The sequence below is a fragment of the Phaeobacter sp. QD34_24 genome, assembly GCF_028890115.1.
Classification (GTDB): domain Bacteria; phylum Pseudomonadota; class Alphaproteobacteria; order Rhodobacterales; family Rhodobacteraceae; genus Phycobacter.
The window spans coordinates 25,296-38,677 of record NZ_JARCJD010000015.1 but is presented as its reverse complement, the minus strand read 5'-3'; the positions used below and the strand labels follow the sequence as shown (position 1 = coordinate 38,677).

At 61.6% G+C, this 13,382-nt stretch carries 10 protein-coding genes; 6 read left to right on the top strand and 4 right to left on the bottom strand.

The genetic code is table 11. The features are described from left to right. Nucleotides 1–177: 177 nt before the first annotated feature. From secA to PXK07_RS13050, 3 genes are all read left to right on the top strand, one after another. Nucleotides 178–2,898 (top strand): preprotein translocase subunit SecA, encoded by a 2,721-nt coding sequence (gene secA / locus PXK07_RS13060; protein WP_274848760.1) that lies wholly within the window; start codon nucleotides 178–180, stop codon nucleotides 2,896–2,898. A 180-nt stretch (nucleotides 2,899–3,078) separates the two neighbouring features. Beyond that, nucleotides 3,079–4,029 (top strand): hypothetical protein, encoded by a 951-nt coding sequence (locus PXK07_RS13055; RefSeq protein WP_274848759.1) that lies wholly within the window; start codon nucleotides 3,079–3,081, stop codon nucleotides 4,027–4,029. 24 nt (nucleotides 4,030–4,053) lie between these two features. Continuing rightward, nucleotides 4,054–5,610 carry a phosphate ABC transporter substrate-binding/OmpA family protein gene (locus tag PXK07_RS13050; RefSeq protein ID WP_274848758.1) on the top strand — a complete coding sequence of 519 codons (1,557 nt, stop codon included), beginning with the start codon at nucleotides 4,054–4,056 and terminating at the stop codon, nucleotides 5,608–5,610. A gap of 194 nt (nucleotides 5,611–5,804) precedes the next feature. On the opposite strand, the gene radC is transcribed toward PXK07_RS13050, so the two are convergent. The 3 genes from radC to dnaK all read right to left on the bottom strand — a co-directional run bounded on the left by radC (nucleotide 5,805) and on the right by dnaK (nucleotide 9,871). After that, nucleotides 5,805–6,569, bottom strand: coding sequence for a RadC family protein (gene radC / locus PXK07_RS13045; RefSeq protein ID WP_274848757.1), 765 nt, complete (start codon nucleotides 6,567–6,569; stop codon nucleotides 5,805–5,807). Between the two features lie 143 nt (nucleotides 6,570–6,712). Continuing rightward, entirely contained in the window at nucleotides 6,713–7,870 is a 1,158-nt protein-coding gene (gene dnaJ, locus PXK07_RS13040) for a molecular chaperone DnaJ (protein WP_274848756.1), read from the bottom strand. Nucleotides 7,871–7,951: 81 nt separating this feature from the next. Continuing rightward, nucleotides 7,952–9,871, bottom strand: coding sequence for a molecular chaperone DnaK (dnaK, locus tag PXK07_RS13035; RefSeq protein WP_274848755.1), 1,920 nt, complete (start codon nucleotides 9,869–9,871; stop codon nucleotides 7,952–7,954). A 211-nt stretch (nucleotides 9,872–10,082) separates the two neighbouring features. Between dnaK and PXK07_RS13030 the strand changes: the two genes are divergently transcribed. After that, complete coding sequence (locus tag PXK07_RS13030) at nucleotides 10,083–10,685, top strand: alpha-ketoglutarate-dependent dioxygenase AlkB (protein ID WP_274848754.1); 603 nt, start codon at nucleotides 10,083–10,085, stop codon at nucleotides 10,683–10,685. Between the two features lie 30 nt (nucleotides 10,686–10,715). Here PXK07_RS13030 and PXK07_RS13025 read toward each other — a convergent pair whose 3' ends face one another. After that, nucleotides 10,716–11,537: an ABC transporter permease gene (locus PXK07_RS13025; RefSeq protein ID WP_274848753.1), complete on the bottom strand. Its 822-nt coding sequence runs from the start codon at nucleotides 11,535–11,537 to the stop codon at nucleotides 10,716–10,718. Between the two features lie 141 nt (nucleotides 11,538–11,678). On the opposite strand from PXK07_RS13025, the gene cysQ reads away from it, so the two are divergent. Together cysQ and PXK07_RS13015 are read left to right on the top strand one after the other, a co-directional pair. Continuing rightward, nucleotides 11,679–12,476, top strand: coding sequence for a 3'(2'),5'-bisphosphate nucleotidase CysQ (cysQ, locus tag PXK07_RS13020; RefSeq protein ID WP_274848752.1), 798 nt, complete (start codon nucleotides 11,679–11,681; stop codon nucleotides 12,474–12,476). Beyond that, entirely contained in the window at nucleotides 12,476–13,276 is an 801-nt protein-coding gene (locus tag PXK07_RS13015) for a 3-deoxy-manno-octulosonate cytidylyltransferase (RefSeq protein WP_274848751.1), read from the top strand. Before cysQ ends, PXK07_RS13015 begins: the two co-directional genes overlap by 1 nt. The last annotated feature ends 106 nt before the right edge of the window (nucleotides 13,277–13,382 follow it).

The window sequence follows — 13,382 nt, the reverse complement described above, 5'->3', positions numbered from 1 at the left end:
AATTCTTCCTATTCCCGGGCCGCAGCATGGCGCGGCGTTGACACTTAAATGGCTGCCGCTTACATCGCCTAGGGGCTATTGGGCAGCACCGTCGTTTCCACCTTTGTTTATGGGTTGCGGGCAGGGCGGGCAAGCCTGCCTGAGAACGGAAGCCATGACAGGACTGTTGGAGAGCACATGCTGGGTATCGGAACACTCGCCAAAAAGATTTTCGGCACACCGAACGACCGAAAAGTCAAGGCGACGCGGCCGCTGATCGCACAGATCAACGCGCTGGAACCCGAGTTCGAGAAGCTCAGCGATGAGGGCCTCATCGAGAAGACCGCAGAGCTGCGCAAGCGCGCGCTGGACGGTGAACCCCTGGATGCACTGTTGCCCGAAGCCTTTGCCAACGTGCGCGAAGGGGCGCGTCGTGCTCTGGGCCTGCGGGCCTTTGACACCCAGCTGATGGGCGGTGTCTTCCTGCATCAGGGCAATATCGCCGAGATGAAGACGGGTGAAGGCAAGACATTGGTTGCGACCTTCCCCGCCTACCTCAATGCGCTGACCGGCAAGGGCGTGCATGTGGTCACCGTGAACGAATACCTGGCCAAGCGCGACAGCGAATGGATGGGCAAGGTCTTCGAACAGCTGGGCATGACCACCGGCGTGATCTGGTCCGGCCAGCCCGACGATCAGAAGATGGCGGCCTACCAGTCCGACGTGACCTATGCCACCAACAACGAACTTGGCTTTGACTACCTGCGCGACAACATGAAGCCGAGCCTGGACCAGGTGTTCCAGAAGCAGCACAACTTTGCCATCGTCGACGAGGTCGACTCGATCCTGATCGACGAGGCCCGCACGCCGCTGATCATCTCCGGCCCGGCCGAGGATCGCTCGGAGCTCTACTCGACCATCGACAAGGTGATTCCGCTCCTGAGCGACGAGCATTTTGAGCTGGACGAGAAGACCCGCGGTGTGACCTTCACCGAAGAGGGCAACGAGTATCTTGAGCAGAAGCTGATCGAACACGGTCTGCTGGACGAGGGTGCTTCGCTCTACGATCCCGAAAGCACCACCGTGGTGCACCACGTCAACCAGGCCCTGCGCGCGCACAAGCTGTTCCAGCGCGACAAGGATTACATCGTGCGCGATGGCGAGGTGGTGCTGATCGACGAATTCACCGGCCGGATGATGGCGGGCCGCCGCCTGTCCGAAGGTCTGCACCAGGCAATCGAAGCCAAGGAAGAGGTGCAGATCCAGCCCGAGAACACCACTCTGGCCTCGGTTACCTTCCAGAACTACTTCCGCCTTTATGACCGCCTGTCCGGCATGACCGGCACCGCCATGACAGAGGCCGAGGAATTTGCCGAGATCTACGGTCTGGGCGTGGTCGAGGTTCCCACCAACAGGCCCATCGCCCGGGTGGATGAGGACGATCAGGTCTACCGGACCGCCGCCGAGAAATACCGCGCCATGATCGAGGAAACCAAGAAAGCCCACGCCAAGGGCCAGCCGGTTCTTCTGGGCACCACCTCGATCGAGAAATCCGAACTCCTGAGCCAGCTTCTGAAACAGGAAGGCATCGAACATAACGTTCTCAACGCCCGCCATCACGAGCAGGAAGCGCAGATCGTGGCTGATGCGGGCCGCCTGGGTGCGGTGACCATCGCCACCAACATGGCCGGTCGCGGCACCGACATTCAGCTGGGCGGCAACGTCGAGATGAAAGTGATGGAGGCGCTGGAAGCCAATCCCGAGGCCGATCCCGTCGCCCTGCGCGCCGAGGAAGAAGCCAAGCACGCGGAAGAGAAACAGAAGGTGCTTGATGCGGGGGGGCTGTTCGTGATGGCCTCAGAACGGCACGAAAGCCGCCGGATCGACAACCAGCTGCGTGGCCGTTCCGGCCGTCAGGGCGATCCGGGTCGCACCCGATTCTACCTCAGCCTCGAAGACGACCTGATGCGCATCTTCGGCTCCGAGCGGCTCGACAAGGTTCTGTCCTCGCTCGGCATGAAGGAAGGCGAGGCAATCATTCACCCTTGGGTGAACAAATCGCTGGAACGCGCCCAGGCCAAGGTCGAGGGCCGCAACTTCGACATGCGCAAGAACGTGCTGAAGTTCGACGATGTGATGAACGATCAGCGCAAGGTGATCTTTGGCCAGCGCCGCGAGATCATGGCGGCCGAAGACCTGTCGGAAATCGTGCAGGACATGCGCCACGAGGTGATCTCCGATCTGATCGACACCTATATGCCGCCCAAGACCTATGCCGATCAGTGGGACACCGAAGGCCTGCAGGCCGCTGTCGCCGAAGGGCTCTCCATCGATGCGCCGGTTGCCGATTGGGCCGCCGAAGAAGGTGTGGACGACGAACAGATCCGCGAACGGCTGGAAGATGCCAGCGATGCGATGATGGCAGAAAAGACCGAGGCCTTCGGCCCCGAGAACATGCGCCAGATCGAAAAGCAGGTACTGCTGCAGACCATCGACGCCAAGTGGCGCGAACACCTTCTGACGCTGGAGCACCTGCGCTCGGTCGTGGGCTTCCGCGGCTATGCGCAGCGCGATCCGCTCAATGAATACAAGAACGAAAGCTTCCAGCTGTTTGAGACCATGCTGGATTCGTTGCGCGAAGATGTCACCAAACAGCTGAGCCGCGTGCGCCCGATGAACGAGGAAGAGCAGCGCCAGATGATGATGGAGATGGCCGCACGTCAGGCCGCGATGCAGCAGATGGCCGCCGCTGCGGCGGGTGACGCTCCTGCTGCCGGTGGAGGTGGAGAACCGGTTGAGGATCCCCTGCCCGGTTTTGTCGAGAATGACCCCGCGACCTGGGGCAACCCGTCGCGCAACGACAAATGCCCCTGCGGCTCCGGCAAGAAGTTCAAACATTGCCACGGGCGCCTGTCCTGACCGGGAAATCCGGCAGCTTGGCGAGATGAAATCACAGGCGTCCGACCGGGTCTTTTCGGTCGGACGCAGACGTTAAAATTCTCTTTATTTTGCCTGAATCTCACCTGCGGGCGGCCACAAACTGGCCGCCTTTTGCTTGTTACAGTTCCTTAACCTATTCTGGGGGTGGAGCCTGTGACGATGGACAAGCGAGTATTGATATTGAGTGGCGCGACCATGGTCTGCGCCTTGGGGATTGGCTTCTTCATGCAGCAGTCAGCCCCGCCCCGGTCGTTGGATGCGCCCGGACAATCCGCTTCTGTCGATGTGGCTGCATCGGGGGCACAGGCTCTGCAGATCCCGGCGGAACCTGAAAGCGGCGCTTTCAAGATCGAGAATATCACGCTGACCTCGGTGCCGCGTGCCGAGGCTCAGGATCTGCAGGGCGAAACCCCGGGCCCGGCCACGCTGGCCGCCGCAGAGGATTGTGCGCTTGCGGTGACCGCCCTTGCGCGCCCCGGCGCCATGGTCGATATCGCCGTCTCGGCCCCCTGTCAGGCCGGTGCGCGGTTGACGGTGCATCACCATGGCATGATGTTCACCACGGCCCTGGATGAGGCAGGCGCTTGGCGTCAGATGGTTCCGGCGCTGGCATCCACCGCTGTTTTCATCCTTGAACCCGAAGGTGGCAAGGCAGAGGTCGCCGCGGTGCCTGTGCCCGATCTGGCCGAGGTGGACCGTGTCGTGCTGCAGTGGAGCGGCAACAGCGGCTTTGAGATCCACGCCCGCGAAAACGGTGCCGAATATGGTGCAGCCGGTCACGTCTGGCATGGTTCCGATCCGGAGGCCGGTCAGGGCCGGATGCTGCGCCTTGGCGACGCGGATCAACTCGCGCCGCGCCTGGCCGAGGTCTACAGCCTAGCCCGCGGATCGGAGCAGGGCAGCACGGTCGATCTGAGCGTGGAAACCGAGATCACCGCGATCAATTGCGGACGCGATATCGAGGCGCAGGTACTGACACTGGGCACGGCGAGCGACGATCAACGGCTGCGCACACGGGATCTGACCCTTGCAATGCCCGATTGCACCGCCGAGGGTGACTTTCTGGTGTTGAATAATCTGCTGGAAAACCTGAAAATCGCCGCCAACTGATCTGCGACTGTTTCAGGATTTCTCATGGCTTTCTTGCGTGCGGCGATCTGCGCCGCACTTCTTCTGTCCGGCACCGCCCTGCCACTTTTTGCGCAGGATGTGACCCTGTCCTCTCCCGATGGTGCGGTGGAAATCACTGGCAACCTGCTGGGATTTGACGGCGAATACTACCGCGTGGACACGAAGTTCGGAGAGCTGACCGTCGATGGATCCGGGGTCACCTGCGATGGTCCGGGCTGTCCCAGCCTGTCGGATTTCGTGGCCGAGATCTCCTTGTCCGGTTCATCCAGCATGGCAGAGGTTCTGCTGCCTGCGCTGATTGAGGGCTTTGCCCTGCGCAATGGTTACCAGACCCGGCGCGATGCCTTGCCAGAGGGCAACTTCGAATATGTTCTGATGCGCGGTGCCGGGCGCCCGGTGGCGCGGTTCAGCTTCTTCGTCAGCAATACCGATGAAGGCTTTGCGGATCTTCTTGCCGATGAGGCGGATATCGTCATGGCCCTGCGTGAGATCCGTGCCTCAGAGCGCGAGCGGGCGCGCGAAGCGGGCATGGGGGATATGACCGGCCCGGCCCGCAGCCGGGTTCTGGCGCTGGATGCCATGGTGCCGCTGGTCTCGCCAGAGAACCCGGTGCAAAGCATCTCTCTGCCGCAGCTGGTGTCGGTCTTTTCAGGAGAGATCAGCAATTGGTCGGCGCTTGGCGGTGCGGATGCGCCGATCTCCCTGCATCTGCCGGTCGCGGGATCGGGGCTGGTGCAGGCATTTGAGGACAAGCTGATGGCGCCGGTAGAGGCCGCGCTTGCGCCGGGTCTGCGTCGACATGATCGCCACAGTACCCTTGTGCGGGTGGTTGCCACCGATCCCTTCGCCATTGGAATCGGCAGCTTTGCCAATACCGGCACGGCGCGGGCGCTGACGCTCACCGGGACTTGCGGGTTTTCCCTGCGGGCAACGCGGCGATCGATCAAGACCGAGGATTACCCGCTGACCTCTCCGATGTTCCTGTACCTTCCGGAACGCCGCCTGCCGAAAGTGGCGCGGGATTTCCTCAACTATGTGCGTGGCCCGGGGGCGCAGATCGTGATCCGTCGGGCGGGGTTCGTGGATCAGGCACCGGAGCGCATTGCTCTGGCCGTGCAGGGGGACCGGATCGCCAATGCCATCCAGGCGGCGGGGCCGGAGGTCGATCTTGAAGAGCTGCAGCGCCTGGTCAAGACCTTGCGCGGCTTCACGCGATTGACCACCTCCTTTCGGTTCGAGCCCGGTTCGACCCGGCCCGATGCCCAGTCGCGCAGCAATATCGAGCAATTGAGCCGGGCGCTGGAGGCCGGGGTCCATGATGCCAGCCGCCTGCTATTCGTCGGCTTCTCGGATGGCGACGGCCCGGCGGCTATGAACCGCCAGATCGCCTTGAAGCGGGCCAAATCCGTTCGCGATGCGGTGATTGCCGCGGCAGAGACCGCGAACCTGGATCGGGTGGAAATTGAAGTGGCAGCCTTTGGCGAAGCCTTGCCAATGGCCTGCGACGATAGTGCCTGGGGGCGCGAAGCCAACCGCCGGGTCGAGGTCTGGGTGCGCTGACTGGGCAGTACAGGGCGCTTTGCTGCCGATGGAGTGGAGCGCTCCCGCGCGTTTGTCGCCGCATCACAGATGCATCGAAAACCCTTGGGCGTAGCGCCGCGCATCGCGCGGCGCTACGCCCAACTCCGTCAAGGGGGCATGGCGTAGACAGGCCACCTGCGGCGGCTGGGAGAGCCACGTTTGCCAAATTTGGATCAAAGATAGCCGTGGCTGCGAAAGCTGAGCTCGCTGGATTTGCCGATGATCAGATGGTCATGCAGCGCGATCCCCAAGACAGTGAGCGCAGCCGCCACGCTTGCGGTCATGGAGATATCACTTTCCGAAGGAGTGGGATCGCCTGAGGGGTGATTGTGCACCAGGATCACCGCGCTGGCGTTCATCTCCAGCGCGCGTTTGGCCACTTCGCGGGGATAGACCGGCACATGGTCCACCGTACCCCGCGCCTGTTCTTCATCCGCGATCAGCACGTTCTTGCGATCAAGGAACAAGACGCGGAACTGTTCCACCTCGGAATGGGACATGGTGGTATGGCAATAGTCCAGCAGCGCATCCCAACCCGAGAGCACATGACGCTGCATGATCCGCGCCCGCGCCATGCGATGCGCCGCGGCCTCTATCACCTTGAGATCGGTGATCACCGCTTCGCCGATCCCCTTGACCTGCAACAAGCGCTCGGTCGGTGCGGTCACGACACGGTTGAAGTCGCCGAAGGTATCCATCAGCCTGCGCGCCAGCGGTTTCACATCCTTGCGGGGGATGGAGCGGAACAGCACCAGTTCCAGCAGCTCATAATCCGGCATCGCCGCCGCGCCGCCGTCAATGAAGCGTTTGCGCAGCCGGGCGCGATGATCCTTGATGTAGGAGGGCAGGCGGCCTGCGGGCAGCAGGGCGGCGCGTGCCTCGTCACTGCAATCAAACAGCGGCAAGGTCTCGTTCCGGGATGCGCCTGCTTTCCCCATGATCGTCCCCCATGATCACCAGGTTGGCGATATCAAGGCTAACTCATCCCTATCAAATGGCGGCTGGATTTGGTTAAGAAAGAAAAAACGCCCCGATGAGGGGCGTTTTTGCGATAGTATTCCGAAAAAGCCATGCAAGGCGCCTAGCCCTTCATCCCGTCCCAGAAGCTTTTGACCGAGGAGAAGAAACTCCGGGATTCCGGGTTGGTGTTCTCTTCCGACAGGTCTTCGAACTCGCGCAGCAGTTCCTTCTGGCGTGCGGTGAGGTTCACGGGTGTTTCCACCGCCAGTTCGATGAACATGTCCCCGGGCGCGCCGCCGCGCAGGGCGGGCATGCCCTTGCCGCGCAGGCGCATCTGTCGGCCGGACTGGCTGCCTTCGGGGATCTGCACGCGGCCGCGACCGCCGTCGATGGTCGGCACCTCGATGGCACCGCCCAAGGCGGCCTTGGCCATGGAGACCGGAACCCGGCAATAGAGGTTGTTGCCGTCGCGTTCGAACAGATCGTGCGGTGCCACCTCCACAAAGATGTAGAGATCGCCCGGAGGCCCACCGCGCAGGCCCGCCTCGCCTTCACCGGCCAGGCGGATGCGGGTGCCGGTCTCGACCCCTGCCGGGATGTTCACCGACAGCGAGCGGTCCTTTTCGACGCGGCCATGACCGTGGCAGGTCTTGCAGGGGTTCTTGATGATCTGGCCCAGGCCCGAACAGGTCGGACAGGTGCGTTCGACGGTGAAAAAGCCCTGCTGCGCACGCACCTTGCCCATGCCGGAACAGGTCGGGCAGGTGGTGGGTTCAACCCCGCCTTCGGCGCCGGAACCGTCACAGGAGGTACAGGCGACCGAGGTCGGCACCTTGATGGTCTTGTGCAGGCCGGTGAAGGCTTCTTCCAGGTTGACACGCAGGTTGTAGCGCAGATCCGCGCCGCGCGATGCGCGCTGACGTCCGCCAGCCTGGCCGCGCCCACCCATGAAGTCGCCAAAGAGATCGTCGAAGACATCCGAGAAGGCAGAGGAGAAATCGCCGCCGCCGGGATGACCGCCGCGCGGCCCGCCGCCACCACCACCCATGCCGTTTTCAAAGGCGGCATGGCCAAAGCGGTCATAGGCGGCTTTCTTCTCGGGGTCCTTCAGGACTTCATAGGCCTCGTTGGCCTCTTTGAACTGGGCTTCTGCATCCGGGTTGTCGGCATTGCGGTCCGGGTGCAACTCCTTCGCCTTCTTGCGATAGCCCTTCTTGATCTCGTCGGCGCTGGCGCCTTTCGGAACGTCAAGAATGTCGTAGTAGTCACGTTTTGACATCGGTGTATTCCTTCTGCCTCAACGAAAAACGGGCCAGCCCGGGATGCGGACCGGCCCGTGGTCAAGCCTGAGTATCAGGCCTTAACGCTTGTCGTCGTCCAGGTCTTCGAATTCGGCATCAACGATGTCGTCGTCCCCAGAGGCAGCAGCCTCATCGGCGGCGGCGGGTTCGTCGTCAGCCTCTTCGGCTTGTGCCTTGTAGATCGCCTCGCCCAGTTTCATCGCCGCTTCGGTGACGTTCTGGATGCCGACCTTGATCTTTTCGGCGTTGGCCTTGTCGCTTTCCAGGTCATCCTTCAGCGCCGCAACCGCCAGTTCGATCACTTCGACGGTGGAGGGGTCGACCTTGTCGCCGTGCTCCTCGAGCGATTTCTCGGTCGAGTGGATGAGGCTTTCGGCCTGGTTCTTGGCTTCGATCAGCTCGCGGCGTTCCTTGTCCGCCTCGGCGTTCTCCTCGGCGTCCTTGACCATCTGTTCGATATCCTCGTCCGACAGACCGCCGGATGCCTGGATGGTGATGGTCTGCTCCTTGCCGGTCGCCTTGTCCTTGGCGCCGACCGAAACGATGCCGTTGGCGTCGATGTCGAAGGTCACCTCGATCTGAGGCATGCCGCGCGGTGCGGGCGGGATTTCCTCGAGGTTGAACTGACCCAGCATCTTGTTGTCGGCCGCCATCTCACGCTCACCCTGGAACACGCGAATGGTCACGGCGTTCTGGTTGTCCTCGGCGGTCGAGAAGACCTGGGACTTTTTCGTCGGGATGGTGGTGTTGCGGTCGATCAGACGGGTGAAGACACCGCCCAGGGTTTCGATACCCAAGGACAGCGGGGTCACGTCCAGCAGAACCACGTCTTTCACGTCACCCTGCAGAACACCGGCCTGGATGGCGGCGCCCATGGCAACCACTTCGTCCGGGTTCACACCCTTGTGGGGTTCCTTGCCGAAGAACTTGGTCACCTCTTCGATGACTTTGGGCATGCGGGTCATACCGCCGACCAGAACCACCTCATCGATGTCGGACGCGGACAGGCCGGCGTCTTTCAGAGCTGCCTGGCAGGGCTTCATCGAGGCCTTGATCAGGTCACCCACCAGCGATTCCAGCTTGGCGCGGGTCAGTTTCATGACCATGTGCAGCGGCTGGCCCGAGGAAGGATCCATCGAGATGAACGGCTGGTTGATTTCGGTCTGCGAGCTGGAGGACAGTTCGATCTTCGCCTTTTCAGCCGCCTCTTTCAGGCGCTGCAGGGCCATCTTGTCCTTGGTCAGGTCGACGCCGTGCTCTTTCTTGAACTCGTCCGCCAGGTAGTTGACGATGCGCATGTCGAAGTCTTCACCACCGAGGAAGGTGTCACCGTTGGTGGATTTCACTTCAAACAGGCCGTCGTCGATTTCCAGGATGGTCACGTCGAAGGTACCACCACCAAGGTCATAAACCGCGATGGTCTGGGTGTCTTCCTTGTCGAGACCATAGGCCAGCGCGGCGGCGGTCGGCTCGTTGATGATGCGCAGCACTTCCAGGCCCGCGATCTTGCCCGCGTCCTTGGTGGCCTGACGCTGGGCGTCGTTGAAATAGGCAGGCACGGTGATGACGGCCTGGGTCACTTCCTCACCGAGGTAGGACTCCGCGGTCTCTTTCATCTTGCCGAGGATGAAGGCCGAAATCTGGCTCGGGGAGTATTTCTCACCCTTGGCTTCGACCCATGCATCGCCATTGCCGCCGTTGATCACGTTGAACGGCAGGTTTTTCTTGTCTTTTGCCAGGTCGGCATCGTCGAACCGGCGACCGATCAGGCGCTTGACGCCAAAGATGGTGTTGTCCGGGTTGGTGACGGCCTGACGCTTGGCGGGTTGGCCGACCAGGCGCTCTTCATCGGTGAAGGCCACGATGGAGGGCGTGGTGCGCGCACCTTCGGCGTTTTCGATGACGCGGGGCTGCGAGCCGTCCATGATGGCGACGCAGGAGTTGGTGGTCCCGAGGTCGATCCCGATAACTTTGCTCATTTTCGATCCCTTTTCTTTTCAAGGCGATTTCCCGAAGACCGGACCCGTTTTGGCATCCAGCCCCCGATTTCGGTGCCGAGAGGTCTGCATCTCTCGGCGTCAGGGCGTATATAGGGAGCAGATTTTGCCCCTGCAACCGCCAGAACGCGTCGAGAAAGACGATTCAATGCGCTTTTTTGCAAGGGGTGTGGTTAAGGATGAGATAACGGCGATGAGCAAGTTGCGCCTGCGCGGATTCGAGATTTACAAATCCTATCTGGACCCCGCCCGGCAGCGCGAGTTGATCGAGGCGCTGCGCCCGATTCTGAAGGCGGCGCCGCTGTTCTCTCCGAAGGTGCCGTCTGGTGGGCAGATGTCCGTGCGGATGACCTCGGCCGGCGCCTATGGCTGGTACTCCGATGCCGAGGGCTATCGCTACGAGAAGCAGCATCCGCGCGGCCAGGACTGGCCCGCGATCCCGGATCCGATCCTGTCGATCTGGGGCGATCTGACCGGGCTGGAGCGCCTGCCCGATTGCTGCCTGGTCAACTACTACGGGGAAGGCGCCAGGATGGGCCTGCATCAGGACAAGGACGAGGCGGATTTCTCCTATCCGGTGGTCTCGATCTCCTTGGGCGATGACGGGCTGTTGCGCCTGGGCGGCACCGGGCGCGGCGGCAAGACGGATTCGGTCTGGCTCAGCTCCGGCGATGTGGTGGTGATGGGGGGTGAAGCGCGCCTCGCCTATCACGGCGTGGACCGGATCCGCTTCAAGTCCTCCCGGCTTTTGCCAAAAGGTGGGCGGCTCAACCTGACCCTGCGGGTGGTGACCTGAGCCTGGGCTCAGGTCCTGATACTGATGCGCCTAGCGGCGTGCGTTCCAGCTGATCGATGCGCGGCGCCGGGTGTAGAAATCGCCCATCAGGCCCAGCATCACCAAGACCAGCCCCACCCAGGCGGCATACTCCCAATTGCTGTAATGGGGGTTGTAGTTGATGAAGACAAAGCCGCGCGATTGATCGATGCAGTGAAACAGCGGGTTCCAGTCGAACATCGCCAGCATGAAGCTGGGCAGGGTGTTGGCCAGGAACATCTTGCCCGAGGCAATCATATTGGCCCGCTGATAGACCGTGCTGATGATCCCAACCACGCTGGGCGCCCAGGGCTTCATCACGAGAAACAACAGCCCCACGGACGCGCCGGTAAACCAGGCGAGCAAGACCATGCCATAGGCGCCAATCGGATCCTCGATATGCACGGGGGTAAAGGCGACGTGATAGACGAAGAGGATGATCAGCAGCGACAGCGTCTGGACATAGAGCGAGCCAAGCGCCGCCGATAGGATGGCCACCATCGTATTCATCGGCGCATGTTGCATCATCGGGCTGCTTGGCCCTTCGGCGCCGGCAACGGCACCAACCGTCTTGGCATGGGTCATGAAGAGGAAGATCCCCGACATCACATAAAGCAGAAAGTCGCCGCGGATCGCGGAGCCGCGCAATCCCATCACCGCAAACATGAAATAGAAGGCGGCAACGAACAGGACCGCCTGCAGGATGTTGAGACCCAGCGCGATAAAGGCGTTGTTGTGTTTCGACCGCACGCTGCGCACGGTGCTGTGAAACACCACTTCGCTCAAGGCGATGATGCCGGAAAAGGGCGATCTCTGCGTTCGAAGCTGGAACATGTTACTGATGGTGTGCTGCGCCTGGGGGTATCGGGATGTAGCTCTGGGATATTGGTATGGACTTCTTGCCGTTCCATGCGGAAAACATCATAAGGGGCCACAGGCAAATTTTCAATTAACCCTTGGCTCGGGAGACGCCATTTGACCTATGAAGAGCTTGTTCCCGTGATCCGCCGCCTGGCCATCGAGGCCGGCAACAAGATCATGGAAATCTACAATTCCGATGATTTCGACGTGAAGGTGAAATCTGATGACAGCCCTGTAACCGAAGCGGATGAGGCTGCGGATGCCCTGATCTCGGCTGGTTTGCGCGCGGCCTTTCCCGATGTGATGCTGGTCACCGAAGAGCAAAGCGCCTCTCACAAGGAGCAGGGCGACACCTTCCTGATCGTGGACCCTCTGGATGGCACCAAGGAGTTCATTCACCGGCGTGGTGATTTCACGGTGAACATCGCCCTGGTGGAAAAGGGCGTGCCGACACGCGGCGTCGTCTATGCGCCTGCCAAGGCCCGCATGTTCTTCACCCTGGCCGATGGCTCCAGCGTCGAAGAGACCGGCGCATTCGCTCCCGAAACCATCGGTGAGACCGCTCCGATCCGGGTGGCCGACAGCGACAATGCCGCGCTGATGGTCGTGGCTTCGAAATCGCATCGCGATCAGGCAACCGACGACTATATCAACAAGTACAGCGTCAAGGACATGAAGAGCGCAGGCTCCTCGCTCAAGTTCTGCCTGGTGGCCACCGGAGAAGCGGACCTTTACCCGCGCGTGGGTCGCACCATGGAGTGGGATACGGCTGCGGGCCATGCGGTTCTGAGCGGTGCAGGCGGCAAGGTGGTGCGGTTCGACGATCATACTCCGTTGATCTATGGCAAAGACGGCTACGCAAACCCGTTCTTTATTGCCTATGCACCTGGCGTTGAACTGAAAGAGGCCTGATGTCCGTCCTGATCGTCATCCCTGCCCGATATGCATCGACCCGATATCCGGGCAAGCCGCTTGTGGAACTGACCGGCGCCACCGGTGAGCGCCGCACCCTGATCGAACGATCCTGGCGCGCCGCTTGTGCGGTGTCCGGAGTTGACCGTGTGGTGGTGGCAACCGATGACGACAGGATCCGCATCGCAGCAGAAGGCTTTGGTGCCGAGGTGGTGATGACCTCGGAAAGCTGTGCCAACGGCACCGAGCGCTGCGCCGAGGCCCATGCGGCGCTTGGCGGCGGCTATGACGTCGTCGTCAACCTGCAGGGCGACGCGCCCCTGACGCCCCATTGGTTCGTCGAGGATCTGGTCGAGGGCTTGCGCGCCGCCCCGCAGATGGGATTGGCCACACCGGTGCTGCGCTGCGACGGTGCGACGCTGAACAGCCTGCTGGCGGACCGACGGGCGGGGCGGGTTGGCGGAACCACTGCGGTCTTTGCGGCGGATCGGAGTGCGCTGTATTTCTCGAAGGAAGTGCTGCCTTTTTGTGCAAATGCCTATTCTGACGGCGAAAACACGCCCGTTTTCCACCATGTCGGGGTCTATGCCTATCGTCCCGATGCTCTGGCTGCCTATCCTGATTGGCAGACGGGGCCGCTGGAAACACTCGAAGGGCTGGAACAGCTGCGGTTCCTGGAAAACGGTCGCAAGGTGCTGTGCGTTGAAGTGGCGGCACGGGGGCGTGAATTCTGGGAACTGAACAATCCTGAGGATGTGCCGCGGATAGAAGAGATGATGGCCAGAATGGGTGTCGCCTGAGAAATGAGTCGGAATGCCATGAAAAACCCTTTTATTGATGGTTTTCTGTCGCGAAAGTGAAATAGGTTTCTGAGCCGAGGTCGAGCGGAACTGAGCCGAGATTTTG

Bases quoted from the DNA above. Each gene is read 5' to 3' on its own strand.
- secA (WP_274848760.1), top strand. From the start codon at position 178: ATGCTGGGTATCGGAACACTCGCCAAAAAGATTTTCGGCACACCGAAC.
- PXK07_RS13055 (WP_274848759.1), top strand. From the start codon at position 3,079: ATGGACAAGCGAGTATTGATATTGAGTGGCGCGACCATGGTCTGCGCC.
- PXK07_RS13050 (WP_274848758.1), top strand. From the start codon at position 4,054: ATGGCTTTCTTGCGTGCGGCGATCTGCGCCGCACTTCTTCTGTCCGGC.
- radC (WP_274848757.1), bottom strand. From the start codon at position 6,569: ATGGGGAAAGCAGGCGCATCCCGGAACGAGACCTTGCCGCTGTTTGAT.
- dnaJ (WP_274848756.1), bottom strand. From the start codon at position 7,870: ATGTCAAAACGTGACTACTACGACATTCTTGACGTTCCGAAAGGCGCC.
- dnaK (WP_274848755.1), bottom strand. From the start codon at position 9,871: ATGAGCAAAGTTATCGGGATCGACCTCGGGACCACCAACTCCTGCGTC.
- PXK07_RS13030 (WP_274848754.1), top strand. From the start codon at position 10,083: ATGAGCAAGTTGCGCCTGCGCGGATTCGAGATTTACAAATCCTATCTG.
- PXK07_RS13025 (WP_274848753.1), bottom strand. From the start codon at position 11,537: ATGTTCCAGCTTCGAACGCAGAGATCGCCCTTTTCCGGCATCATCGCC.
- PXK07_RS13015 (WP_274848751.1), top strand. From the start codon at position 12,476: ATGTCCGTCCTGATCGTCATCCCTGCCCGATATGCATCGACCCGATAT.